The 23,910-nt window shown below is 50.5% G+C and carries 23 protein-coding genes and 1 pseudogene; 12 read left to right on the top strand and 12 right to left on the bottom strand.

Features of this window, described 5'->3' with window-relative positions:
* Positions 1 to 46 precede the first annotated feature (46 nt).
* Complete coding sequence (locus WBL83_RS02070; RefSeq protein WP_424587574.1) at positions 47 to 1,297, bottom strand: MFS transporter; 1,251 nt, start codon at positions 1,295 to 1,297, stop codon at positions 47 to 49.
* 282 nt (positions 1,298 to 1,579) lie between these two features.
* Between WBL83_RS02070 and WBL83_RS02065 the strand changes: the two genes are divergently transcribed.
* The 5 genes from WBL83_RS02065 to WBL83_RS02045 all read left to right on the top strand — a co-directional run bounded on the left by WBL83_RS02065 (position 1,580) and on the right by WBL83_RS02045 (position 6,707).
* Entirely contained in the window at positions 1,580 to 2,650 is a 1,071-nt protein-coding gene (locus WBL83_RS02065) for a LacI family DNA-binding transcriptional regulator (RefSeq protein ID WP_424587573.1), read from the top strand.
* Positions 2,647 to 3,618, top strand: coding sequence for a nuclear transport factor 2 family protein (locus WBL83_RS02060; RefSeq protein WP_424587572.1), 972 nt, complete (start codon positions 2,647 to 2,649; stop codon positions 3,616 to 3,618). The genes WBL83_RS02065 and WBL83_RS02060 overlap by 4 nt, the downstream gene beginning before the upstream one ends.
* A gap of 150 nt (positions 3,619 to 3,768) precedes the next feature.
* Positions 3,769 to 4,908, top strand: a complete 1,140-nt coding sequence (locus WBL83_RS02055) for an ester cyclase (protein ID WP_424587571.1) — start codon at positions 3,769 to 3,771, stop codon at positions 4,906 to 4,908.
* 3 nt (positions 4,909 to 4,911) lie between these two features.
* A complete protein-coding gene (gene hisD / locus WBL83_RS02050; RefSeq protein WP_424587570.1) occupies positions 4,912 to 6,219 on the top strand; it encodes a histidinol dehydrogenase in 1,308 nt (435 codons plus the stop codon).
* Positions 6,220 to 6,392: 173 nt separating this feature from the next.
* Positions 6,393 to 6,707: a hypothetical protein gene (locus WBL83_RS02045; protein WP_424587569.1), complete on the top strand. Its 315-nt coding sequence runs from the start codon at positions 6,393 to 6,395 to the stop codon at positions 6,705 to 6,707.
* A gap of 88 nt (positions 6,708 to 6,795) precedes the next feature.
* Here the strand turns inward: WBL83_RS02045 and WBL83_RS02040 are convergent, their stop codons facing one another.
* Both WBL83_RS02040 and WBL83_RS02035 read right to left on the bottom strand, forming a co-directional pair.
* Entirely contained in the window at positions 6,796 to 7,686 is an 891-nt protein-coding gene (locus WBL83_RS02040) for a transporter substrate-binding domain-containing protein (RefSeq protein ID WP_424587568.1), read from the bottom strand.
* 77 nt (positions 7,687 to 7,763) lie between these two features.
* Positions 7,764 to 9,278: a diguanylate cyclase domain-containing protein gene (locus WBL83_RS02035; protein WP_424587567.1), complete on the bottom strand. Its 1,515-nt coding sequence runs from the start codon at positions 9,276 to 9,278 to the stop codon at positions 7,764 to 7,766.
* Between the two features lie 389 nt (positions 9,279 to 9,667).
* Between WBL83_RS02035 and WBL83_RS02030 the strand changes: the two are divergent.
* A pseudogene (locus WBL83_RS02030) lies at positions 9,668 to 9,927 on the top strand (hypothetical protein); the annotation flags it as partial.
* Positions 9,928 to 10,123: 196 nt separating this feature from the next.
* Here the strand turns inward: WBL83_RS02030 and WBL83_RS02025 are convergent.
* The 3 genes from WBL83_RS02025 to WBL83_RS02015 are packed head-to-tail and all read right to left on the bottom strand — an operon-like array spanning position 10,124 to position 12,866.
* Positions 10,124 to 11,119, bottom strand: a complete 996-nt coding sequence (locus WBL83_RS02025; protein ID WP_424587566.1) for a DUF2891 domain-containing protein — start codon at positions 11,117 to 11,119, stop codon at positions 10,124 to 10,126.
* Positions 11,120 to 11,154: 35 nt separating this feature from the next.
* Complete coding sequence (locus WBL83_RS02020; protein WP_424587565.1) at positions 11,155 to 12,141, bottom strand: DUF979 domain-containing protein; 987 nt, start codon at positions 12,139 to 12,141, stop codon at positions 11,155 to 11,157.
* Positions 12,138 to 12,866: a DUF969 domain-containing protein gene (locus WBL83_RS02015; protein ID WP_424587564.1), complete on the bottom strand. Its 729-nt coding sequence runs from the start codon at positions 12,864 to 12,866 to the stop codon at positions 12,138 to 12,140. The genes WBL83_RS02020 and WBL83_RS02015 overlap by 4 nt, the downstream gene beginning before the upstream one ends.
* Before the next feature lie 159 nt (positions 12,867 to 13,025).
* Between WBL83_RS02015 and WBL83_RS02010 the strand changes: the two genes are divergently transcribed.
* The 4 genes from WBL83_RS02010 (at position 13,026) to WBL83_RS01995 (ending at position 15,614) form a co-directional block, all read left to right on the top strand.
* Entirely contained in the window at positions 13,026 to 13,589 is a 564-nt protein-coding gene (locus WBL83_RS02010; protein WP_424587563.1) for a winged helix DNA-binding protein, read from the top strand.
* Between the two features lie 264 nt (positions 13,590 to 13,853).
* The gene (locus WBL83_RS02005; protein WP_424587562.1) at positions 13,854 to 14,999 is read left to right on the top strand and encodes a transglutaminase-like domain-containing protein; all 1,146 of its coding nucleotides are present in this window, start codon (positions 13,854 to 13,856) and stop codon (positions 14,997 to 14,999) included.
* Positions 14,971 to 15,333, top strand: a complete 363-nt coding sequence (locus WBL83_RS02000; protein ID WP_424587561.1) for a mercuric transporter MerT family protein — start codon at positions 14,971 to 14,973, stop codon at positions 15,331 to 15,333. Before WBL83_RS02005 ends, WBL83_RS02000 begins: the two co-directional genes overlap by 29 nt.
* Positions 15,330 to 15,614 carry a heavy-metal-associated domain-containing protein gene (locus WBL83_RS01995; RefSeq protein ID WP_424587560.1) on the top strand — a complete coding sequence of 95 codons (285 nt, stop codon included), beginning with the start codon at positions 15,330 to 15,332 and terminating at the stop codon, positions 15,612 to 15,614. Before WBL83_RS02000 ends, WBL83_RS01995 begins: the two co-directional genes overlap by 4 nt.
* A gap of 63 nt (positions 15,615 to 15,677) precedes the next feature.
* On the opposite strand, the gene ychF is transcribed toward WBL83_RS01995, so the two are convergent.
* Both ychF and pth read right to left on the bottom strand, forming a co-directional pair.
* Positions 15,678 to 16,769: a redox-regulated ATPase YchF gene (gene ychF, locus WBL83_RS01990; protein WP_154150067.1), complete on the bottom strand. Its 1,092-nt coding sequence runs from the start codon at positions 16,767 to 16,769 to the stop codon at positions 15,678 to 15,680.
* Positions 16,770 to 16,905: 136 nt separating this feature from the next.
* Entirely contained in the window at positions 16,906 to 17,490 is a 585-nt protein-coding gene (gene pth, locus WBL83_RS01985) for an aminoacyl-tRNA hydrolase (protein WP_259267645.1), read from the bottom strand.
* 274 nt (positions 17,491 to 17,764) lie between these two features.
* Between pth and ychH the strand changes: the two genes are divergently transcribed.
* Positions 17,765 to 18,043 (top strand): stress-induced protein YchH, encoded by a 279-nt coding sequence (gene ychH, locus WBL83_RS01980; RefSeq protein ID WP_424587559.1) that lies wholly within the window; start codon positions 17,765 to 17,767, stop codon positions 18,041 to 18,043.
* Positions 18,044 to 18,101: 58 nt separating this feature from the next.
* On the opposite strand, the gene dauA is transcribed toward ychH, so the two are convergent.
* From dauA to lolB, 4 genes are all read right to left on the bottom strand, one after another.
* Positions 18,102 to 19,775: a C4-dicarboxylic acid transporter DauA gene (gene dauA / locus WBL83_RS01975; RefSeq protein WP_424587558.1), complete on the bottom strand. Its 1,674-nt coding sequence runs from the start codon at positions 19,773 to 19,775 to the stop codon at positions 18,102 to 18,104.
* 93 nt (positions 19,776 to 19,868) lie between these two features.
* Entirely contained in the window at positions 19,869 to 20,816 is a 948-nt protein-coding gene (gene prs, locus WBL83_RS01970) for a ribose-phosphate diphosphokinase (protein ID WP_008454180.1), read from the bottom strand.
* Positions 20,817 to 20,938: 122 nt separating this feature from the next.
* On the bottom strand, positions 20,939 to 21,808 hold the full coding sequence (gene ispE / locus WBL83_RS01965) for a 4-(cytidine 5'-diphospho)-2-C-methyl-D-erythritol kinase (protein WP_424587557.1): 870 nt from the start codon (positions 21,806 to 21,808) through the stop codon (positions 20,939 to 20,941).
* Positions 21,808 to 22,431, bottom strand: coding sequence for a lipoprotein insertase outer membrane protein LolB (gene lolB / locus WBL83_RS01960; protein WP_424587556.1), 624 nt, complete (start codon positions 22,429 to 22,431; stop codon positions 21,808 to 21,810). The genes ispE and lolB overlap by 1 nt, the downstream gene beginning before the upstream one ends.
* A 204-nt stretch (positions 22,432 to 22,635) precedes the next feature.
* On the opposite strand from lolB, the gene hemA reads away from it, so the two are divergent.
* Positions 22,636 to 23,892 (top strand): glutamyl-tRNA reductase, encoded by a 1,257-nt coding sequence (hemA, locus tag WBL83_RS01955; RefSeq protein ID WP_424587555.1) that lies wholly within the window; start codon positions 22,636 to 22,638, stop codon positions 23,890 to 23,892.
* Positions 23,893 to 23,910 lie beyond the last annotated feature (18 nt).

Below are 23,910 nucleotides of genomic sequence, written 5' to 3'. Positions count from 1 at the left end.
TGGGTAACAAGCGGATTAAATAAAGCGTTAAATTTTTCAGGCCCGTTTATTGAGTTGTTTTATTGGCATACTCCTGTGACGCGGATAATTGCGGCTGTATCTTTTGTGCGGCTTTGATCTGCCGCTGATTAACACTCCTGGCGGCCATTGGCGTCAGGAAGGCGGCCAGCACGCTAAGCGCACCAATCATCAGGTAGCCGGATGACAAATTGACATGTTGCAACATCAGGCCCATCGCCACTGGCCCGACAAACATGCCGAGGGAATAGATAGTCTGGAATAAGCCCATGCGGGTGGACTGTTCATCTTCGACAGTATTCACCACGCTCAGTGACATAAATACCGCGAAAGCCATACCGAACGAGAAACCTGCAATCGCCTGTAAGCAATAGATAAGATACAGATTAGTAGTGAACGGAATACCGATGCTGGAGACCACTTGCAGGAAGATGCCAATAACCGCGGTATTAACCAGACCCAGGCGTTTATAAAACACCGAGCTACACAGGCCTATCGCCAGCGCGTAAAAAATCAGATGGATATTACTCAGTAGCGTCAGGATCCCGGCTTTGGCCCCGAGTTGCTGGGCATAAATCGGTGTCAGCGTATCGCGGGTGGCAAAAGGCACCAGAATGACAATGGTGGCTAACAGGCCGATAAACCACACGGACGAATCCGCTAACTGGCGCCTGGCGCTGGTCAGGCAGGCTTTCAGTGTGGGAGCACGGGCGGCATTGTGAATCTCTTTAATGCGAAATGTCAGGATCAGCGCCAGCAAAGCCGACACGCTTGAAACAAAGTAACCAATATTTTTATCGAAGAAATGAATTAACGTTCCGCCGATGCAGTTACCGAGGAAGACCCCCAATGGCCCCGCCAGTGCTAATAATGCGACGGCTGCGGGAGCATCTTTTTTATCGAAATATCGAATGAACATGATGTTATAGAGAACCCAGCTTGCCGCGGTAAAGCCGTCTGCGGCTTTCGCCAGATAGAGCGTGATGGCAGTAGGTTCAAAGTAAGCGATGGGCCATGTCACCAGCGGAAGCAGCAAGCTGAACTGGATAAAGATTTTGCGGCTCTTCACCACGTCGGAAAGAATACCAATCGGGAAGCGAATCAGCAGGGTGGCTAATCCGCTGGCGCCCATGATCATTCCCACCACTTCTGGCTGCATCCCTTCGCTGATGAGCATTGGGGCGAGGAAGGCATCAATGCTGTGAATGCAAATGAAGAACAGCACGCTGATGGTAAAAAACAATCTGAGTTCGGATCGACTAAATAGTGCACGAAACATGGTGGTGAACCTCTTAAATTTTAATGGGTTATAACCAATCAAGTACGGCATTAACCGGTACAATCCTTTGTCGCGATATCGCGTCACCGGTAAAACTGACGGCGTTTTTTTTATCTTATGCATACGTATTCAAAAGTTGAAGTTACGAAAAGGTTTCAATTTTGTAAAGGCGGATAGTGTAAATGTGAAAAAAATAATTTTGGCTGTTGCATACGCATGCAAAGATGGTGTAAGTATAAAAAACAGGCATTCCAGTGGGATGTGGATAAGGAATACCAGACCATGAAACGTAAGACTTTTGGGCCCGTGACTTCGCAGCAAGTGGCGCAAGTGGCGGGAGTGTCACAATCGGCGGTCTCGCGGACCTTCACTCCGGGGGCGAGTATTTCGCCAGCGACGCGTGAAAAGGTGTTGAAAGCGGCGCGTGAACTTGGCTATCGCCCCAACGCCATCGCCCGTTCCCTGAACACGGCGCGTTCGCGCATCGTCGGGGTGGTGATGTCCTATTTTGATAATCAGTTTTACCCGCAGGTGCTGGAAGCGCTGGCGCAGAAACTCGATGAGCTGAACTACCACTTGCTGCTGTTTGTCGGGGATCGTGACGGTAACGTTGACCGGATTTTTGACCAGATCATGCAATACCGTGTCGATGGGATCGTGCTGGCTTCGGTTTCGCTGTCGGTTGAGCTTTCAGAAGAGTGTGTGGCCGCCGGTATTCCGGTGGTGCTGTTTAACCGCAGCGAAGAAAATGCCACGGCTTCGAGCGTCAATACGGACAACGAAGCTGCTGCCAGGCAGATTGCCGAGTTCTTGCTGGCGGGTGATCATCAACGTTTTGCTTACGTTGCCGGGCTTTCTGACTCCTCGGTTAACGTGGCGCGCCAGAGCGGTTTTATCGATACGCTCAATTGCCATGGAATTGAGAATGTTCGCGTGGTGCAGGGGGATTACGATGCCAGAACAACGGCAAAAGCCGCCTGGGAACTCTTTTCATCACCGAATCCTCCGGACGCGATTTTTGCCGCCAACGACCATATGGCGCTGACGGTGATGGATGTCGCCCGCTTCGAGTTTGGCCTGCGCATTCCTGAAGACCTCTCGGTTATCGGTTATGACGATACCGGCCCTTCCGGTTGGCCTTCTTACGCCCTGACTTCTGCATCACAACCCGTCGATGCGATGGTCAATGCCACGATAGCGCTACTGATGAAACAGATTGAGAGTGAAAACATTGAGCCGGAGCAGGTTGTGGTTCCCGGTGTGCTGGTGGTGCGTCATTCCGCAAGGCGTCCACAGTCTGGCGTTATCGAAAAAGATGGGCTGTTTTTATTCCAGCCGCAGGAGGTTGAATGACCAGGTTGCCGGGCTTTAGCCCTCAGTTCGATTCTATCCAGCAGTTTATTCTGACCCTGACTCACGTGGTGTGGGAGCAAAAAGACATCGGCCAGCTGGCGGATTTCTACGCCACTCCGGTGGTATTTAACACCCCTGAACGACAGCTCAATGACTTATCGCAGTTCATGCGCCTGACGCTGGAAGCCATGCACAGCTTCCCGCAACGCACGGTGCTGACCGAAGATATTCTCTGCACCCATTCACCACAATTTGAATATTACGCCGCCCAGCGAACGGTGGCCTGTATCCAGCACCAGGGCGAAGGATTCTTTGGTAAACCGAGCGGGAAATCGGTCTGGGTGCGCACCTGGGCAGACCGCGTCTGTGCTGAAGGTGCGGTGCGTCAGGAGTGGTTATTGCAGGACCGCGCTGCCATCATTTTGCAAACCGGTCTGGAAGTGCGTGATTTTGCCCGGCAACTGGCGGATTCACGCCGTGAGGCCGGGCTTGAAAATATCACGGCTGAAGAGATGGATGCTCGCTGGGCGGGCGGCCCGGAAGGGGATGATGTCGATGGCCCGCTGGCCGGAGTCGTTGAGCGCTATTTGTCGATGTGGGCCGGTGGTAATAGCGGTGTGGTACCGGGGCTTTATCATCCCGCCGCTACGCTCCATGGACCGGGGCATGTGTTGTGTACCGGTGAGCAGGCTATCGGCGGGTTCCTTTCGGGTTATCGCGCATCTTTCGCGGACAGTGAAACGCATTTGCACCATCTTGTGGTGCGACGGGATGCTAATGAACCGGTGCGCCTCTCTTTGCGCTGGTCGCTATTAACCTGGCATGATGGTTATGGGAAATTTGGCACGCCAACTCGTCGCCCCATTTCCATTACCGGAATCAGCCAACTGGAATTACGTGATGGTTTAATTATCCGTGAATATTTAGGTATCGATGAATTAGCTATTTGGTCGCAGATCTTTAATTAATCGCATTTTTTGACGGGGAGTGATTCCCCGTCAAAATATCTGAGCAGAGAAACAAATAATTATCGCCATTTGCAGGTGAGGGATATTCCTATCCCTGAATAATGTGCGCTGACAATACCCAAAGCGCATTCAAATAACGCAGGAGGTCATATGTCTTCAACTGAAACAACCAATAAAACCCCGGCAACTTCGGAAAAAAGCAATGTTAAATCGGTACGTGATGAACCCGTTTTACAAGTAGAACGCCGCGACTTTATTGATTTAGTGCCAGAGAAACGTCCACGCGTGCAATCATTACGTGGCTTTGATGACTGCTATACCGATATTGTCGATTACATCGTGCGTTGTACTCATAAAATATGGGATGAGCGTGATGTGGGTTTAATTTATACCCACTACACCCATAACTGCGTTTTATATAACGCACTCGGCACCATGTATAACCGCGAGCAGGTGGTTCAGGATACATTACAGCGTTTAGTTGCCTTCCCGGAACGTCGTGGCATGGCAACTCAGGTTATCTGGAATGGTAATGATGTTGAAGGATTTTACACCTCGCACCTCGTCACCGGCAGTGGCCGTCACACGCAATACAGCCATCTTGGTAAACCGACTAACCGCACCTTTGTCACCCGCACCGTAGCGGACTGCATGATCCACGAGAACAAGATTTACCGCGAGTGGGTGGTGAGCGACAACATGTCGATGATGCGCCAGTTGGGGCTGGATACCGATGCCGTCGCATATGGCATGGCGAAGGAGCAGTTTGATAAAGGCTTCCGTGTCACCGACATCGGTGAAAACCGCCGCATGGTGGGGCAGTATCCGCCGGAAATGGAATGTGACGTTTCTATCGCTCATACCGATACCGAAGAGCAGTGTCTGCGCTGGCTGCATGAAATTTATAACCGCCGCATGCTGGGCAAAATCAAAGACGTTTATGCGCCGAATGTGCAGTGGCATGGCCCATTAATGAAAGAGCTTTACGGCCAGGCGGCGGTTATCCATCAGACTTTGGCATTAATTGGCATGATCCCGGACGGCGCATGGTTGCCGCAGCATATCTGTTCCAACCCGTGCGAAGAAGGCGGCACGAAGGTGGCGGTGCGCTGGATCATGGAAGGTCATCACCTCGGTTACGGCGAATTGGGCAAACCGACCGGTGAGCGTCTGTTCGTTATGGGCATGTCCCACTATCACATTATCAACGGCAAAATCGTGGATGAATGGGTGGTCTACGACCATCTGGCACTGCTGGCGCAAATTAAACTGGGACAAATGGAGGAGTAAGAGATGAGCTTGATTTCTGAGGCTGATGTTGAGTTTATTAAACGTCCGCAGGGACAGGATGTTCAGGCAGACCGTACCTTAACCGAGACGGTACACACTATTATTGACCAGGTGCGTGAGCGTGGCGATGCCGCACTGCGCGACTACTCGGCGAAGTTTGATAAAACGACGCCGGACAAATTTGAAGTATCGGAACATGAAATCGCCAGTGCGCTGGCGGATCTCGACCCGCAAACCCGCAAGGACAGCGAATTTGCCATCGCTCAGGTGAAGCGTTTTGCCGAGGCGCAACTGGGTACCATGCAACCGCTGGATATTGAAACCCTGCCAGGCGTGCATCTGGGGCATCGCATTATTCCCATCCAGACCGTCGGTTGTTATGTGCCTGGCGGGCGTTACCCGATTTTGTCGGCACCGGTGATGTCGATTGTCCCGGCTGTGGTGGCGGGTTGTGATCAGATTATTGCCTGCCTGCCACCGGGTGCGCATCCGGCGATGATCGCCATTTGCCATCTGGCGGGCGCGCACCGCATTTTTAAAGTCGGTGGTGCACAAGCGATTGCTGCCATGGCCTGGGGGACAGAGTCCATCCCGGTGGTGGATAAAGTGGTAGGGCCGGGTAACGCCTTCGTTAACGAAGCCAAGCGCCAGGTGTTTGGTAAAGTGGGTATTGATGCGCTGGCCGGGCCAAGTGAGATATATGTGATTGCCGATGAAAGTGCGGATCCGCGTATTTTGGCCGCTGACCTGCTCGCTCAGGCTGAGCATGATGTTCATACCCGCGTAGGCATGGCGACAACCAGCCCACACATTGCCCGTGCAACGCTTGCAGAAATTGAACGCCAGTTGACCTCTTTGCCGACGGCCGAAACAGCAGGTGAAGCCTGGAAACGGCAGGGAGAAATCGTCATCTGTCGCGACGAAGCGCAGCTTATTGCCTGGGCCGATCATATGGCAACGGAACATCTGCAAGTGCACACCCGCGATCCGCACGCTACTGCCAGCAAAATCCGCAATTATGGTTCGTTATTTATCGGGCAAAACGCCAGCGTCGTGTTCTCTGATAAATGCTGCGGTACAAACCATACCTTACCAACCATGGCGGCGGCTCGTTATACCGGCGGATTGTGGGTCGGGGCGTATGTGAAAATTTGCACTCATCAATGGATTGACGACCATGGTATTGCCGCTGTGGCGCAACCGGCTGTACGCCAGAGTCGCACCGAAGGTATGCAGGCTCATCGCCGGGCAGCAGAAATTCGTTTGTTACCAGACAGTATCGATGCGATTACCAATGGTGAGCGTGACTGATTATTTTTTACACCTGAATAATATCACGCCAGCCCAGCTGAAACATTTTCAACTTAAGTTTAATTAATGTTTATTGGCTTGCGTAGCTTATTTATTAACGACATTATTATCCTGTAGGGATGGGGGGTAAATGAATTACCCCTGAGTGTTATTATTAATCATGGATTTTGATTATGTTGTCACAGGAAATGGAAGAAGATGTTGTCCTGCGGGTAAAAGGCATGGAAAAAATGCTGGAAGGAATTGTCCGCGAACTCAAAGCTAACAAGGGTGTTGTCGATGAGTTTATTCGGGATGATATTGCCAGATTCCGTCATTGTTCAAAAGATGTTATATCGCACCATGTTCAGGTTTCTCGTAACGTACGTAAGAGACTGGAAGATGTCACCATCCATTCTCAAAAACGCGTACGTAAAACAGCGCAGAATAACTTGTTATATGGCGTGTTGTGCGGAATGTCTTTCTGTATGATTTTGCAATTGATGTAATTTATATCAACGCATGGTTATCGCTTTGAGGGAGAAAGTTAACTTTCTCCCTTTTTTATGCCTGTCATCCCGCATTCGAATTGAACATTTATGACGCTTTACGCGTTAAGTATTTATGCATGTTTGAAGTCAGTGGGATATGCAAATTAATATTTTTGCCGGGTAACGGGCGATTAAACCATTGTTCATAAAATTGTTTGAAGTCAGGGCGTTCAAATCGGGCTAACAGCGCTTTATCAATGATATTTTTAAATTCCGTGTCGTCATGACGCAGCATGATCCCCAGGTTTTGCGGGTTGCCAAACACCGCGTCAGACACCGTGTATTGCGCTGGATTGCCACTGCTTTCAACCAGTTGTCTTAATGATACGTCATTGATAATGGTGGCAAAACATTTACGATCGCTCAGCATATCAAAAGCCTCTTTCATCGTAGGCTGTGAAAGGACCAAAATGTTCAGTTTTTGCACCCGGTTTAGCTGGTTAATATTCACTAAATCTGATGAGCCTCTTGCCACGCTGACAGTTTTTCCCGCTAAATCGGAATAGCTCTGTACGCCATTACCGGACTGCACCGCCACCCGTGTATTCACAAATAAATAATGGCGCGAGAAAAGCACCACATTTTCACGCTTCACGGTGTCGGTATTCACCGAGCAGTCCATATCAATACTATGCTGGTTCAGCATGGTGGTGCGCATGGTTAAAGGCACCGGCACATAATTAATCGTCAGGTCGCTAAGCTTCAGCTCTGTTTTAAGTGACTCGGTGATGTCCTGGCATAAAGCAATATCATATCCCGTCACCTGTCCGTCGCTGGTTTTATAGGAATAGGGCGGCGCATCGCGATAGCCAATATTAATCACTTTATGCGTGGAAATATTCTGCAGTGTGGAGAGATTCACGTCTGCACTGGCAAAACCTGCACAACAGGCGAATAACAACATCAGTGGGTATTTAAGGTAAGTTTTTTTGTTCATTTTTAGACTTTTTTGGGTTGGCCTGTATTTCTGGTTGTGGCATCGGTAAGACCACATCAAATCAGTGACGCTATACTTCATAGCCTGCCCATTCCCTGCGATTCATTATCTGCTACCACGTTGATAACGTTCTGATGAAACAGCAGATTATTGGGCGTGATCATCGTCATGCCATCAGAGTAAAACTGGAAGCAATTACGGCCGTAGCTTTTGGAAGAATAAAGCGCGAGATCGGCGTGGGCGAACAAATCCTCGCGAGTTTGACCATGCTGCGGTGCGCATGAAATCCCGATACTGCTGCTAATGGCAAAAGTATGTCCACTGCAGATAAATGGCGTGTTAAGCGTGGCCAACACGTTGTTCGCAAGTGCCTGCGCATCGGTTTCGGAATCGTCATTGACCTGCTGGAGAATGGCAAATTCGTCACCACCGAGGCGGAAAGCCATATCGCCTTCCCGGAGCAGGGCAGACAAACGAGTGGCAGACTCGATAAGCAATTCATCCCCGACCACGTGCCCGTAGGTATCATTGACCGGTTTGAAGTAGTCCAAATCAATCAGCAACAGGTTAAACACCATCCCTTCGATTTTCAGTTTGAAAAGCCGCTCGTCGATAGAATTTCGATAGGCAACTCTATTGGGCAGCAGCGTCAGGGAATCATGGTGCGCCATGTATTCCATTTTTTGCGCCATCTCCTGCATGCGTTGCAAATAGCCGCGATCAACCATGGCGACACGCAGCTTTTCAATGGCTTTCGCCAGTTCACCGATCTCATCTTCCTGAGTCTGGAAGGGGGTTATCTGGTCGGTTTTTTCAGCCGCTATCAAACTCACCGCCTGGATTAGACGCGGCACCGGACGAAAGAGATTACGCACCAGCCAGTTAACCACCACCAGTGTTACGCCGAGGATCAAAACCAGCATCAGCAGAGTGTGTATCAATAGCTGATTGTGCGTCGCAGACAGCGCGTCACGTTCACCGATGCTCGTCACCACCGCTCCCAGCAACTTGCCCGATAAATCAACGATTGGGATGGAGCCGATGAAATACTCTTTCCCGTTGAGGGTGGCAAATCCGCGGTAATACTCTTTTAGGGCGAGGTTGCCCGCGTTATCAGCTGCCGTGATTAATTTCTGCTGAGTCTGGGTGTCAATAAAACCAAGCTTATCGTCAAAAAACATCAACCACGTTGGATTGTGGGTTTGCGTTGATACCAGAGTGAGCACGTCGGCGGGGTTAAAACCCGTCTGGATCATGCTCTCGTCATCCCACAGTGGTCTTTCGGATTCAATGGAAACGACCTGGCCTTCGCTATTGGATTGCACGGCAACGGAGGTGTAAATATTGCGGATAATGTAACTGGTAATTTGTGAATTGGTCGCAGCCTGTTTAAACCACTGCTCTTGAGATATGCGGTTCACTTCAAAGAAACCAGCAGCAGAACCAACGCCATAGGCAATCAAAACCCCTAACATCAGGTAAATGGCCACCTTCCCGGTAATAGAATGATACCAGTGGTATTTCCCACGCAAATTGTGTTCCTGGTTTGAAGGCGGCACAACTTCATGACGAATGAGCTCTTTATCGACCATTGTTCTCTTCGTACTCTGTTTAAGCGTTTAAAAGTGGCTCAAGGGGGAAACTCTACTCTATATAAACTGTTATTTTTATTGTTGCTTATATCGCAATATTATTGGTATGTTGCTTTTTTGTGAGTTGTTATAAATATTACAAATGCAAAATTGACTATATCATAGTAACGCATAGGGCGGAATTGCATAATCCAGGATGCGTAATGATGGCATTGTTAATAATGTCCATTTTTACACATTAATTATTTTACTCATTATCCATAAGCAGGAATAAATAGCCGCTGGCTGGTTCATCGAATGAGCGTAATGAATGATATCCGAGGCTCACAGTTGATTAATCAGCGATTTCACCTGTGCCCGAATATTATTCGGCGTCTCACGATATCGGTGTCAGCGAAGTGAGCAAGCCATATAGTTTCCCGCCTGAAAATGGCCTGCGTTGTGCAGCCAAAGCGCTGGATTGGGGGATCTGGCAAGTCCGTGGGAATTTCCATTTCTCCGTTCAGCCCTGGAGCATCGAACAACTGATGGAAGTGTCGCACTGGCACAGGCTGGTGGCGGGGATGATTCATGGACACCCGGTGTGCTGAAAAAATGGTTGTTACTGGATACCGAATGGCATTACCAACAAACTCTTAGCCTTACGTAGGTCGGATAAGCGCAGCGTCATCCGACACCACGGGTACAAATGGTGGATGACGCTAACGCTTATCCCCACTACAAAAACCGTTTCTCAACCTGTGCTCCTCAACACATATTTAATAATAGCGAAACCGTCAGCCCTCAGCCGACGGGAATTTGTTTATCGGACGTTCAGAGAGCTGAAGGTGGCAATGCTGGCGCTATTATTCCAGCGCTAACATGGCAAAACTGGCTAACCAGTGTCCGCCGCTGTAATGGCTGCCGACCACGTGCTCAAGACTGGCGTCCAGGTGGCGGGTTATCGCTTGTTGCAAGGCCGGTTGAGCAGGGTGTTCAGCAGGTAAGGCCGCCGCGATGCGCTTAAAACACCAGGTGCGGCTGAGGTTAAGGCCATCGAGATGGGCAATTTTAGGATCGGTGCGGTCGCTAACCTTCGCCGGATACATCAGCGCATCGATGCTCGCCAGTTGCGGTAAATAACGGTCAAACCAGGCCGGGAAATCAGCACTGACCTGGCTCATCAACAACGCTTCACACAGCGCACCTGACACGTATTCATCACCGCCCGGTTCATAATGTGCCGGGTAATTCGCATCGTGTTGATAGAATCGGTTCGCCCCATCAATAATGGCCGCTTCAAGTTGTGAATCATGGCGCGAACGGGCGTAGTCCAGGCCTAAAACCAGCGCAAACGCGGTGTTGTAATGCGTACCGACCCGAATCGGATAAGTTAGCTTTTCCAGGTAGCCCATCAGGCGCGCACGAATGTCCTGGGTCAGCGGCTCAAGCAGAGTTGACCAACGTTTCGCCTGCGGCAGAGTCGACTCTGCCAGTTCTTGTGCCAGTGCCAGCAGCCAGCCGTAACCGTAAGGGCGTTCGAACGAAGCGCGGAATGGTGCTGTAAAATAGGCCAGTTCCCGGGCGACGTTAGCTTCGGTAAAGTGCTCATCAAACAGATTGATGATTGCCTCGCGGGAAGGAAGATCCGGATAGCGGCGCAAACAACGCAGTAGCAACCAGTAACCGTGTACCGCTGAATGCCAGTCAAAACAGCCATAGAAAATCGGGTGTAATTCCCGCGGCGGCAACACGTCACCATCATCATTGAGCAAATGCATAATGTGATTGGGATATTCCTGACGTAAGAATGTCAGCGGCATGTTGGCAAAAGCTTCAGCCTGAATCGGGCTTAATGACATAAAAACTCCTTCGATATTCATCGTTTTTCAGTGCTTTAGCGGAATGACAGGAAGTACATCAAGAACACGTTTGCAAGCAAGATTGCCAGTGCGCTCGGGATCTGAATCTTGATGACCTGATATTTATCTTTAAGCTCAAGCAGCGCGGCCGGAACAATGTTGAAGTTTGCCGCCATCGGCGTCATCAACGTGCCGCAGTAACCTGCGTACATCCCAATCGCCAGCAATGGCGCGGGGTCAGCGTTGTGATGTACGACAAGAAACGGCATCGCGATACCCGCGGTTAAAACCGGGAATGCGGCAAAGGCGTTACCCATAATCATGGTAAATACCGCCATTCCCACGCAGTAGATAACGACCAGCATGAAGCGGTTTTCCGGGTTAACAAACAACTCGACCACTTTGCGTACCGACTCGCCGGTATTGGCGACGATAAACACCCCACCGAGCATCGCCAGCATTTGCGGCAAAATGATGGCCCAGCCCACGGTGTCAACAATTCGCCGGGATTGTGCGATGGCCTGCACCGGAGAACCCTTTGTAATCCACCATCCGGTAAGGATTGCTGCGACACTTGCCACACAAAGTGAGGCCAGCGTGAGTTGCTTTTGGTCAAGCAAATAGACGCCGCCAATCGAGACGTTTTTCATAAACAGCGTGCAAATAACGGTGATGAGGGGGATCAGCAATGCGGGTAAAAATAGCCAATTTTTGATGCGTGAGGCGGAGGCTTCACGTTGCTCGTCTGTCGCCATGGCGTACTGCCCTTTACCGACTAATCCGCAGCCTGCCAGGATCGCAATCACAATCACGCTGCCACCGATGATCCGGTAGGCCAGTGATTTTCCGAGTGTGTCGACCATCAAATCACCAAACAGGAAAATCGCACCAAACAGGAACCAGAAGAGGGCGGTTGTCAGGCGTTTAGGGTTGCCGCGGTCGCGCAGGGTCATTACCACCAGAATCATGACGATGATGCCAATCAGGTAATAAACACGGTTTATGGTTAGCAAAGTGCTCATTTGGTCACCTCTTTCATTTCAGGTTCTTGTTGAGCACGCCAGGCCATGACATCGCGATGGAGACTCGCATCAAGCCGTGTAAGGCGGAACATATGGATAATTAGCGCGGCTAAAGCGGTGGGAATAGCCCACAGGCCAATGTGGAGCGGTTCAATATTCGCAATACCATTTTCTTTCAAAAATGCGTCAATCAGCAGAACCGCACCGAAGGCGATGAAAATATCTTCGCCAAAAAAGACGGCGATATTGTCGCAAGCGGCGGCATGGGCTTTGATTTTATCGCGTATATGCTGAGGCAGTTCGCCATACTTATTGAGTGCAGCGCCTTCCGCCATCGGGGCTAACAGGGGACGAACGGTTTGCGCATGACCGCCGAGAGACATCAGCCCCAATGCGGCGGTACCTTCGCGGCCGATAAAATAGATCATCAGGATACGGGCTGAAGTGGCACTGGCGATTCTGGCAATCCAGGCCTGAGCGCGTTCTTTCAGACCGTAGTATTCCAGCAGGCCAATCACCGGCAGAATGAGAATAAACGTGGCGAGTGAGCGGCTATTAAAAAATTTCTCGCCAAAGGTTTCCAGTAGCATTCCGAAATCCATTCCTACTGCAAGTCCAGTTGTTAATCCTGCTATCACGACCACAATCAGCGGATTGAATCGAAGCGCAAAACCAATAACAACAACCGGTATTCCGATGAGCGGTAAAAGGGTGGCACTATCCATTATTTTTACCCTGTGTATGTGTGTTGTGTTTTTTAGAATGATGAGGAGATAAACACATATAGCAAAACGACGATAAAATGAAAATAAATTATCATTAATTTATTGGTGTTTTATTGGGATTCAATTATGTTTTATGGACATCATAATAAGGGGCAGCCAATGGCGTCTGAGAAAGAAAGACTCGATTCAGCAACGGGAATAATCGCAAATAACGCCGGGATCAAAGATCCGATTGTCTCTTCGCACCATCTTGTTTCTGAGAGATGTGCGGAATTGTCAGAGCTTGAGTACGCGCTAATCATGACCAGTAATGCGTTTAATAAATGGATGGTGCGTTGCATGACTGCCGCTGGAGAGCCTGACATGGGGCCGCTTGACGTCTCGTTACTGCACCATATCAGTCACCGTGACCGACAAAAAAAACTGGCGGATATCTGCTTTGTTCTGAATATCGAAGATACCCATATCGTCGCTTATGCGTTAAAAAAATTGGTTAAGTCGGGTTACGTGAAAAGCGAAAAGCTGGGCAAAGAACTTTTCTTTTCCACGACGGATAAGGGAAAAGAACTCTGTGCTAAATATCGGGAGGTTCGCGAGACTTGTCTTATTGGTCTGCAAGTCGAAACAGGGATATCTGCTAAATCTATTGGAGAAAACGCACAGTTATTACGTGCCATTTCTGCTCTTTACGATAATGCAGCCCGAACTGCCGCTTCTCTATAATTAATTCTTATGGAAGAAGGTGAGGTTAATTGGCGAAATTAACCTTTCTGTTGTTCTGGTTATTTATCGCTTTCCCATTTCAAGAAATAACAAGGTTAATTAGAAATAGCAAAAGAGGGTACGGGTGTATAAAAAGGGAGCAAGAACTTGAACCGTTTGATCCAGTCTATAATTTTTAACTTAACTTCAATGCATAATGGCGGCCGACCTCCGCAGGTGCGGGGTTAAGCGCCAGCTTTTTCTGGCGAATGAAAGGTTAGTGCAATGGAAAGGCGTCTTTTTCTGAAAAGTGTTGCGGCACTGTCAACAATCGGCCTGGTTCGTCCTTCGTTTTCAAAAACTCAAAATGTTGATCATCCCGCCATCAGTATTTCTGATACTTCCCGCCGCTTTGTGATGACGCAAACCTATAGTCTGAAAGCACCAGAAGGGTCTCAAGGACAGGTGAATCTTTGGATACCCGTGCCGGAAGACACCGCTTTTCAGACGTTGCTCGACCTTTCTTTTAAGGGCAATTACCAGCAAGCCCGACTTAATGCGAATAACGCCTACGGTGCCAGAATGCTGTTCGTTACCTGGCCAGATTCTGCAGGAACACAGGAAATTCAGGTTTCTATGACCATTGAAACCCGCGACTGCGAAGTGTTCAAAGACAATACACTTGCCGACTGGACGCTGCCCGGGCAAGACGCGGTTATCCCGAACGAAATCAAACCGTTCCTGCTGGCGACCCCGCATATCCCGGTTGACGGCATCGTAAAAGAAACGGCGCTGAAAATCACTGGCGATGAAAAAGCGCCACTTAAGCAGGCGCGGCTGATTCACGATTGGGTGAGTACGCATATGCACCGTGACGATACCGTTATCGGCTGTGGAACGGGTGATGTGGGCGAAATCCTCAAAACAGGCAAGCTGGGCGGGAAATGTACTGATATCAACTCCGTATTTGTCGCCTTGTGCCGCGCGGTGGGCATTCCGGCACGTGAGATGTTTGGCATTCGCCTCGGTGCCAGCCGCAAGCTTGGGCAGTACTCGAAGAAAGCCTTCGGCAGTGCGGACGAGCAGGGCGTTGCAAAAATTAATGGCGGCCAACATTGCCGTGCGATGTTCTGGCTGGCAGGGTTTGGTTGGGTACCTGCCGATCCGGCGGATGTTACCAAAATGCGTCTGACCGAGAAGAAAGAGAATGGCGACCCGGCGGTGAAAGCGGTTAACGATTACCTGTTCGGCAACTGGGAAATGAACTGGGTCGGCTTTAACCATGCCCGGGATTTTGCACTTTCACCGGCGGCGGAACAGGGCGATGTGAACAACCTTGGCTACCCGTATGCCGAAGTAGACGGCGATCCTTTAAACTTCTATGACCCGGTAGCATTCAGTTATGAATTCGTCAGCACCGAACAGCATTAAGGAAGGCGTTGCCACTGTACTGGCGGCGCTGGTGGCGGCTGGCGCATCCACTTTGTGTTGCATCGGGCCATTGCTGTATCTGGTTTTCGGTATTTCCGCTGCAGGGCTGACGGGGCTTCCCACGCTCCCGTGGCTGCAAATCCCGATGGTGATGATCGCGCTGGGGTTGATGGCGCGGGGATTCTGGCGGCTGTATATGTCACCGAAACCAGTCTGTACCAGCGTTGTCAGCCGTCGGGTGTTAGTCGGTTTATATTGGTTGTCGGTGCCGCTGATCCTGTTCCTGATTAGCTATCCGTATGTTTTGCCGTGGATTTGGGAAGCACTGGAATGAAGAAATTAATCTGCCTCGGGCTGCTTGTGTTAGCGCCGATGGGTTGGGCGGCCGATAAAATGGTCACCATTGATATCAGCCAGATGAACTGCCCGCTGTGTGTTATCTCGATAAACCAGGCGTTGCGTAGCACCGATGGCGTGATCAAAGCGAAGGCGTCGTTAAAAACGCATCAGGCGCAAGTGACTGTCCCGGAAGATTTTGATAACCAACAGTTGTTGACGGCAATCGCGAAAACGGGATTCACGGGACAAATCCATTCTGAGACCGATGTTGAGTAATTTCAGCCCGCTGAAAAACAAAAAAGCCACGCATGTGCGTGGCTTTTTACATTGCAGACGGGATTAGACGTTGAACAGGAAGTTCATCACATCGCCATCTTTTACGATGTAATCTTTACCTTCTGCACGCATTTTACCGGCTTCTTTCGCACCTTGCTCACCCTTGTAGGTGATGAAGTCTTCATACGCGATAGTCTGAGCACGGATAAAGCCTTTCTCGAAGTCGGTGTGGATTTTACCGGCGGCTTGTGGGGCGGTTGCGCCAACCGGGATAGTCCATGCACGTACTTCTTTCACGCCAGCGGTGAAGTAAGTTTGCAGATTCAGCAGCTCATAACCTGCGCGAATAACGCGGTTCAGACCAGGTTCTTCCAGGCCCATTTCTGCCATGAACTCTTCACGGTCAGCATCGTCGAGTTCGGCAATATCAGACTCAACGGCGGCACAGACAGCAACAACGACAGAACCTTCGGCAGCGGCGATTTCGCGGACTTTGTCGAGGTATGGGTTGTTTTCGTAACCGTCTTCATTGACGTTCGCGATATACATCGTTGGTTTCAACGTCAGGAAGCTCAGATATTTAATAGCCGCTTTGTCTTCTTCGGTCAGAGGAAGCGCGCGCAACATACCGGCGTTCTCAAGCTGTGGCAGACATTTTTCCAGCGCAGCCAGTTCAGCTTTTGCGTCTTTATCGCCGCCTTTCGCTTTCTTCTGCACACGGTGAATCGCACGCTCGCAGGTATCGAGGTCAGACAGTGCCAGCTCGGTGTTAATGACTTCGATGTCATCGGCTGGATCAACTTTGTTATTCACGTGAATGATGTTGTCGTTTTCAAAACAACGCACAACGTGGCCGATAGCTTCGGTTTCACGGATGTTGGTCAGGAACTGGTTACCCAGGCCTTCACCTTTGGATGCGCCTTTCACCAGACCGGCGATATCAACGAATTCCATGGTGGTAGGCAAAATGCGCTGGGGTTTAACGATTTCGGCCAGTTTATCCAGACGTGGGTCCGGCATGGGTACCACACCAGTGTTCGGCTCAATGGTACAGAACGGGAAGTTTGCTGCTTCGATTCCCGCTTTGGTGAGCGCGTTGAACAGGGTTGATTTACCAACGTTCGGCAAGCCGACGATACCGCATTTGAATCCCATGGTTTAATTCACCTTAATTACTTGATATTCAATGAGTTAACGTTATCTCATTGATAAAATGATCACAACTTTCCCCATTATACACCCAAACACCTGATAACGGGGGCAGAAATCCTGGCTAACCGCCTCGCAGACGTTATTGGGCCTTAAATGCGTGCAGGCGATTGGTTGCTTTGGTCAAACCTTCTTTCAACCAAACCTCGGTGCAACGCGCCGCTTCGTCTACTGCATCATCAATCAGCTTTTGTTCGCTAAGGGGTGGTTTACCCAGCACGAAACCCACAACTTTGTTTTTATCGCCTGGATGACCAATTCCAACACGTAAGCGGTGAAAGTTAGGGTTATTACCTAATTTGCTGATGATATCTTTCAGACCATTATGGCCGCCGTGTCCGCCACCGAGTTTGAATTTTGCAACACCAGGCGGCAAATCTAACTCGTCATGAGCGACGAGGATCTCATCGGGCGCAATGCGGAAAAAGGTGGCCATTGCTCCGACCGCTTTGCCACTGAGGTTCATAAACGTGGTTGGCACCAGCAGGCGAACATCTTCTCCTGCAAGGTTTATGCGCGCGGTGTAACCGAAGAATTTGCTCTCTTCCTTAAGCGACTGATTGTGGCGCTCAGCAAGCAGATCCACATACCAGGCACCTGCGTTATGACGGGTTGCCGCATATTCCGCACCTGGGTTTGCCAGGCCAACTATTAATTTAATACTCACGTTTAATATCCTGAAAACAGACCAGAGTCGCGTAGTTTACTGTGCGGACGTCACGATGACAAAGAGGCAATGTTTCGCTATCCAAACTATTGAATAGTTCATAAGGTTAACCATTCTAATTTGATGCTATTCAGCGAGTTATTTGTAAATATTTGTAGTCCTTTCATTCGTAATTGTGATCGCTGACGCACATAATCCGAAGCGGTGTTGTCTATACTTTACACACAAGGAATGGGGATTTTCCCCACCGACCCAGTAACACCCGGAGGTGGATATGAAACGCAAAAACGCTTCGTTACTCGGCAATTTTTTCATGGGGTTGGGGCTTCTGGTTATGGTGGGCGGTGTCGGTTATTCCATTTTAAACCAACTCCCACAGTTTAACTTCCCGCAATACTTTGCCCACGGTGCCATTCTGAGCATCTTTGTTGGGGCAGTTCTTTGGTTGGCTGGTGCGCGTGTCGGTGGACACGAACAGGTCTGCGACCGTTACTGGTGGGTGCGCCACTTTGATAAACGTTGTCGCCGCGATGACCATCATCGCCACAGTTAATCCCGGGGATTAAACGAAAAACGGTTCTTATCCAGAACCGTTTTTTTTGTGCCAGATTTTACTCAGCCAGAGCAGCGTGAATATCCGGGAAGAAAGCAAGACGGCCTGCAATAGGTTTTACCCCCGCTCGCGCAAGTGTCTTCAACGGCTGGAACTCAAGGTTTGTCACCCGCAATTCGCAGCCCTCAGGCAGTTTTTCCACGAACCGTTGAAACGCATCAAGACCACCGGCATCAAGCACCGGTACCGCATCCCATTGCAAAATAATCAGATGGTTTTGTTCAACACGCTGGGCGAGATCGTTAAATAATCCTTCTGCCGCGGCAAAAAACAGCGGGCCGGTGACGCGCAATGCCAGTACCCCTTCAGGCGTCGTGACGTTTACCGGTGCCAGTCGCGTCATACGCGCAATACGGCGCATAAACAGCAGTGACGCCAGGACAATCCCCACGCTGATGGCGATGACCATATCGAACAACACCGTCAACGACATACAGATAAGCATCACGATGATGTCGTCTTTCGGTGCATGGCGCAGCAGGTTCAGCACTTTATGCGCTTCACTCATATTCCATGCCACCATCAGTAGCAGGGCGGCCATTGCGGAAAGCGGCAGCCATGAGAGCAACGGTGCCAGCACCAATAACGCCATAATCACCAGCAGCGCATGAATAACTGCGGCAATCGGGGAGGTTGCACCCGCGCGCACGTTGGCGGCTGAACGGGCAATCGCGGCGGTGGCGGTAATCCCACCGAAGAACGGCGCAATAATATTGCCCAACCCCTGGCCAATCAGTTCACTGTTGGCGTTATGTTTGGTGCCGGTCATCCCATCCAGCACCACGGCGCACAATAGCGATTCAATAGCGCCAAGCATCGCCATCGAAAATGCCGCGGGTAGCAGGGCACTCAGGGAATCCCAACTTAGGGTAAAGTTTGAATCGGGGATGTTCCACGGCAGCATCAGTTGCGGTAACAACTGCGGAATACCGTTGCCTTGCGTGCCATCGGCGAGCACATAGTGGAAGCGTGAGCCAATGGTGGCTACATCAGCGCCGGTCGCTGAGACTATCGCCATTACCGCGCAACCGGCTAACAGCGCAGGTAAATGGCCCGGTAAACGTATGCCCAGGCGCGGCCAGAGGATCAGCACGCCGAGTGTCACCACGCCAATTGCCGCATCGCCGAAATTAAGGGTTGGCATCGCCATCGCCAGCGCCGCCACTTTATTCAGGTAATGTTCAGGGACGTGCGTCAGGGTCAGGCCAAAGAAATCTTTCACCTGCATGGTGGCGATAGTAATCCCAATCCCGGAGGTAAAACCGAGCGTCACCGAAAGGGGAATGTACTCAATGAGCCGGCCAAAGCGGGCCAGCCCGAACAGGATAAGAAACACACCGGACATTAAGGTGGCGATAAGTAAACCGGCGAGGCCAAATTGCTGCGCCACCGGATAGAGAATGACAACAAAGGCGGCGGTCGGCCCGGAAACGCTAAAGCGCGAGCCTCCGCTTAAAGCAATCACAATCCCGGCGATGGCCGAGGTATACAGGCCATACTGTGGTGCGACGCCGCTGCCGATAGCCAACGCCATCGCCAACGGGATGGCAATAATCCCAACGGTTATCCCGGCAATAACGTCGCGACTAAAACGGGAAACGGTATATTTCTCACGCCAACAAGCATCTACCAGAGCGCGAAAAGGTAAAATTGAAGAAGATACGTTTTTCACTTTGATTCCATCCGTGAGCGCATCATCTGTCATAAATGGCAGGTGATAGAAAAGAAAAAACCCGCCGCAGCGGGTTTTTTAATACGAGTTCGATTAGTGCTCGAACATCGCAGAGATTGATTCTTCATTACTGATACGGCGAATTGCTTCAGCCAGCATACCGGACAGAGTCAGGGTGCGGACGTTTGGCAGCGCTTTGATTTCATCAGACAGTGGGATGGTGTCACATACGATAACTTCGTCGATAACGGAGTTACGCAGGTTGTGAACCGCATTGCCAGAGAAAATCGGGTGAGTTGCGTAAGCAAACACACGTTTAGCGCCACGTTCTTTCAACGCTTCAGCTGCTTTACACAGAGTACCGCCGGTATCGATCATATCGTCTACCAGTACGCAGTCACGGCCAGAAACATCACCGATGATATGCATAACCTGGGAAACGTTAGCGCGAGGACGACGTTTGTCGATGATAGCCATGTCGGTATCGTTGAGCAGTTTTGCGATAGCACGAGCACGCACAACGCCACCGATATCTGGAGAAACCACGATTGGATTTTCCAGGCCGATTTGCAGCATATCTTCCAGCAGGATTGGGCTACCGAAGACGTTATCTACAGGAACATCGAAGAAGCCCTGAATCTGTTCTGCGTGCAAGTCCACGGTGAGAACACGGTCAACCCCAACACTTGAGAGGAAGTCAGCAACCACTTTCGCGGTGATTGGCACACGGGCAGAACGCACACGGCGATCCTGACGAGCATAACCAAAGTAAGGGATAACAGCGGTGATACGACCTGCAGAAGCACGGCGCAGGGCGTCGACCATAACAACCAGTTCCATAAGGTTGTCATTGGTGGGTGCACAGGTGGACTGGATGATGAAAATATCACCACCGCGTACATTTTCGTTGATTTGTACGCTTACTTCTCCGTCGCTAAAACGACCGACGGCGGCGTCACCAAGGGAGGTGTACAGGCGGTTGGCAATACGTTGTGCTAGTTCCGGGGTGGCGTTACCAGCAAAAAGCTTCATATCAGGCACGAGAAAAACCTCAGGCATGCGTCCAGTGGCGGATGGTACTACCGCAGCTTATACGGGCGGGGTAGCGCCATCCAGGCGGTGTATAAAGAGCTTGATGCAACGTCTGAAACAAGGTGACGTTGTCACCAATACTCAGCTTGCCCGGATATGGCCTGATGCAGCGGGGAGACATTAACGCCTCGCGCAACAAACCCATGCAGCCATTCCGGGGCTTGCTCAAGCACCTGGCGGGCAGCGTTCTCGGTGTCAAATTCAGCAAACACACAAGCGCCGGTGCCGGTCAGGCGCGACGGCGCGTATTCTAACAGCCAGGAAAGCAGGTCATCAACCTTACGAAAACGTTTTCTTGCGATAACCTCACAATCATTACCAAATTCACAGTTTAATAACGTGTCAATTGATCTAACCGGGGTATTTCGTGGTAGCTCAGGATCTTTAAAAATCACCGGGGTGGGAATACTGACTCCCGGATGGGCAACCAGGTACCACTTTTCGGGTGGAGAGACCGGAGTAAGCTGCTCGCCGACGCCCTCGGCAAATGCGGCAAATCCACGGACAAATACGGGAACGTCGGCACCAAGGGTAATACCCAATGCCGCCAGTTGATCTTCAGTCAGGCCGGTGTTCCACAGGTGGTTTAGCGCCACCAGTGCCGTCGCCGCGTTTGAAGACCCCCCCCCTAAACCGCCACCCATCGGTAAGCGTTTTTCAATGCTGATGTCGGCTCCCGCACCTTGCGGCAGAGAACCCATCAGCAGGGCGGTGTCTTGCAATAAACGGGCAGCCCGGACAATTAAATTTTCTTCATCCGGCACCCCTTCAACAGGGGTTGATAAACGAATTTGGCCATCGTTTCGCGGCTCAATGATGAGGGTGTCACCATAATCGAGGAACTGAAATAAAGTTTGTAAATTATGGTAGCCGTCTTCACGACGACCCGTGATGTACAAAAATAAGTTCAATTTTGCCGGTGACGGCCAACGTTTTCTCATTATTTAACCGTCCAGCTATCCATTTTGAGCTTTATACGTTGTGAGCCTTCGCGCAGTTCCATGTTTGACGGCAGTGCAGGTTGCACGCTGTCGTCATAATCACTGTAAACCACTTTCCAGGTTTTACCGTCTTGCGTGTAGTTGACTTCGCTCAGACGATATTTGGCATCAATTTTATAGTCAGTGGCTTCGCCAGGCAGGCCGAGAATCCATTGACGCAGGCTATTGATTGGAATAGGCATTCCCGTCAGACGGCCAATCATCTCTTCGGCATTATCGGCGACGTATTTTTTACCGTTGCGGTCAGTCAGCTGGACAACACCTGGCTGCGCATTAAGCTCAAGCTCGGTGCTACCTAATGGGTTAGTCAGCAATAAGCGATAACGCTCTGGCGAGGTTTGTTGCCAGTTATAACGCGCATAGACTTTTTGGCTATCAGAAAGATAGGCAAAAGCTCCACGCGTCTGATATTGGGTGATTTTTTGCACTTGTTGCTGGTGTTGTAACCACTGCGGTGAGTCAGGACTTTTGCCAGGACCGCTCGGTTGATGGACAGAACACGCAGCCAAAACAAGGCTTGCCAGGGGCGCGAGGCGCAGCAGACGGGCTTTCGTCATAATCATAGCGGCGGCAGATCCTTCTCATTCGTTTTAGTTGTTAACTGTTTATGCTAGCGGTGGTAAGCCAGGTCGTCTACGGTCAAGTTGTCTTAAATCATTAATTGCGCTGATACCCCACAAGGGGTGGCTCTCTTTTATTGACTGCCCGCATCCTGTATGATGCGCCGAGTTAATCCTTATCAACATCGGTATTACTCAGACCGCTCAATGACCCTTTTAGCGCTAGGCATCAACCACAAAACAGCTCCAGTCTCGCTGCGAGAACGTGTAACGTTTTCGCCGGACACGCTCGACCTTGCGTTGAACAGCCTGCTCGAACAGCCGATGGTGCAGGGCGGAGTCGTGTTGTCTACGTGCAACCGTACAGAGTTGTATCTGAGTGTTGAAGAACAAGAAAACCTGCACGAGAAGCTCGTACGCTGGCTGTGTAATTACCACAACCTCAATGAAGAGGAAGTGCGTAAAAGCCTTTACTGGCATCACGACAACGAGGCAGTCACGCATTTAATGCGTGTTGCAAGCGGGCTTGATTCGCTGGTGCTCGGCGAGCCACAAATCCTCGGACAGGTCAAAAAAGCTTTTGCTGACTCTCAGAAAGGGCACTCGCTTTCCAGCGAACTGGAGCGCATGTTCCAGAAATCTTTCTCTGTGGCGAAGCGCGTCAGAACTGAAACCGAAATCGGTGCCAGCGCCGTTTCCGTGGCGTTTGCGGCCTGTACGCTGGCACGACAAATCTTTGAATCTTTATCGACCGTGACGGTGTTACTGGTCGGTGCAGGTGAAACTATTGAGCTTGCGGCACGCCATTTACGTGAACACAACGTTCAGAAAATGATTATCGCTAACCGCACACGTGAACGTGCTCAGGTACTGGCTGATGAAGTCGGTGCCGAAGTGATAAGCCTTAGCGACATCGATTCGCGCCTGCAGGAAGCCGACATTATTATCAGCTCGACTGCAAGCCCATTGCCAATCATCGGTAAGGGCATGGTAGAACGTGCGTTGAAAGCCCGTCGCAATCAGCCTTTGTTGCTGGTGGACATTGCCGTTCCGCGCGATGTCGAACCCGAAGTGGGTAAACTGGCCAACGCCTATTTGTATAGCGTCGATGACCTTCAGGCGATTATTCAAAGCAACATGGCGCAGCGCAAAGCCGCCGCCGTTGAAGCAGAAACCATTGTCGCGCAGGAATGCAGTGAATTCATGGCCTGGTTGCGTGCGCAAAGCGCAACAGAAACCATCCGTGAATACCGCAGCCAGGCTGAGCAAGTGCGTGACGATTTGGCTGCTAGAGCTATCGCCGCGCTCCAGCAAGGTGCGAATGCCGAAACCGTTCTTCAGGATCTGGCATGGAAATTAACCAATCGCCTGATCCACGCTCCAACCAAATCTCTTCAGCAGGCTGCCCGTGACGGGGATGACGAACGCCTGCAGATTCTGCGTAACAGCCTCGGGCTGGACTAGCAAATAAACTCTTATTAC

The organism is Buttiauxella sp., from assembly GCF_049686335.1.
Lineage (GTDB): Bacteria > Pseudomonadota > Gammaproteobacteria > Enterobacterales > Enterobacteriaceae > Buttiauxella.
Note: the sequence above shows the minus strand (reverse complement) of the source record. Positions and strands in the feature narration are given on the sequence as shown.

Excerpts from the sequence above, each read along its gene's own strand:
- WBL83_RS02040 (WP_424587568.1), bottom strand. The coding sequence starts at position 7,686 with ATGAACAAAAAAACTTACCTTAAATACCCACTGATGTTGTTATTCGCC.
- WBL83_RS02020 (WP_424587565.1), bottom strand. The coding sequence starts at position 12,141 with ATGAGCACTTTGCTAACCATAAACCGTGTTTATTACCTGATTGGCATC.
- WBL83_RS02015 (WP_424587564.1), bottom strand. The coding sequence starts at position 12,866 with ATGGATAGTGCCACCCTTTTACCGCTCATCGGAATACCGGTTGTTGTT.
- WBL83_RS02000 (WP_424587561.1), top strand. The coding sequence starts at position 14,971 with ATGAATTCGTCAGCACCGAACAGCATTAAGGAAGGCGTTGCCACTGTA.
- ispE (WP_424587557.1), bottom strand. The coding sequence starts at position 21,808 with ATGAGAAAACGTTGGCCGTCACCGGCAAAATTGAACTTATTTTTGTAC.
- WBL83_RS02045 (WP_424587569.1), top strand. The coding sequence starts at position 6,393 with ATGTTGTCACAGGAAATGGAAGAAGATGTTGTCCTGCGGGTAAAAGGC.
- WBL83_RS02035 (WP_424587567.1), bottom strand. The coding sequence starts at position 9,278 with ATGGTCGATAAAGAGCTCATTCGTCATGAAGTTGTGCCGCCTTCAAAC.
- WBL83_RS02010 (WP_424587563.1), top strand. The coding sequence starts at position 13,026 with ATGGCGTCTGAGAAAGAAAGACTCGATTCAGCAACGGGAATAATCGCA.
- WBL83_RS02065 (WP_424587573.1), top strand. The coding sequence starts at position 1,580 with ATGAAACGTAAGACTTTTGGGCCCGTGACTTCGCAGCAAGTGGCGCAA.
- ychF (WP_154150067.1), bottom strand. The coding sequence starts at position 16,769 with ATGGGATTCAAATGCGGTATCGTCGGCTTGCCGAACGTTGGTAAATCA.
- ychH (WP_424587559.1), top strand. The coding sequence starts at position 17,765 with ATGAAACGCAAAAACGCTTCGTTACTCGGCAATTTTTTCATGGGGTTG.
- WBL83_RS02070 (WP_424587574.1), bottom strand. The coding sequence starts at position 1,297 with ATGTTTCGTGCACTATTTAGTCGATCCGAACTCAGATTGTTTTTTACC.
- WBL83_RS01995 (WP_424587560.1), top strand. The coding sequence starts at position 15,330 with ATGAAGAAATTAATCTGCCTCGGGCTGCTTGTGTTAGCGCCGATGGGT.
- WBL83_RS02055 (WP_424587571.1), top strand. The coding sequence starts at position 3,769 with ATGTCTTCAACTGAAACAACCAATAAAACCCCGGCAACTTCGGAAAAA.
- WBL83_RS02060 (WP_424587572.1), top strand. The coding sequence starts at position 2,647 with ATGACCAGGTTGCCGGGCTTTAGCCCTCAGTTCGATTCTATCCAGCAG.
- hemA (WP_424587555.1), top strand. The coding sequence starts at position 22,636 with ATGACCCTTTTAGCGCTAGGCATCAACCACAAAACAGCTCCAGTCTCG.
- WBL83_RS02005 (WP_424587562.1), top strand. The coding sequence starts at position 13,854 with ATGGAAAGGCGTCTTTTTCTGAAAAGTGTTGCGGCACTGTCAACAATC.
- hisD (WP_424587570.1), top strand. The coding sequence starts at position 4,912 with ATGAGCTTGATTTCTGAGGCTGATGTTGAGTTTATTAAACGTCCGCAG.
- WBL83_RS02025 (WP_424587566.1), bottom strand. The coding sequence starts at position 11,119 with ATGTCATTAAGCCCGATTCAGGCTGAAGCTTTTGCCAACATGCCGCTG.
- lolB (WP_424587556.1), bottom strand. The coding sequence starts at position 22,431 with ATGATTATGACGAAAGCCCGTCTGCTGCGCCTCGCGCCCCTGGCAAGC.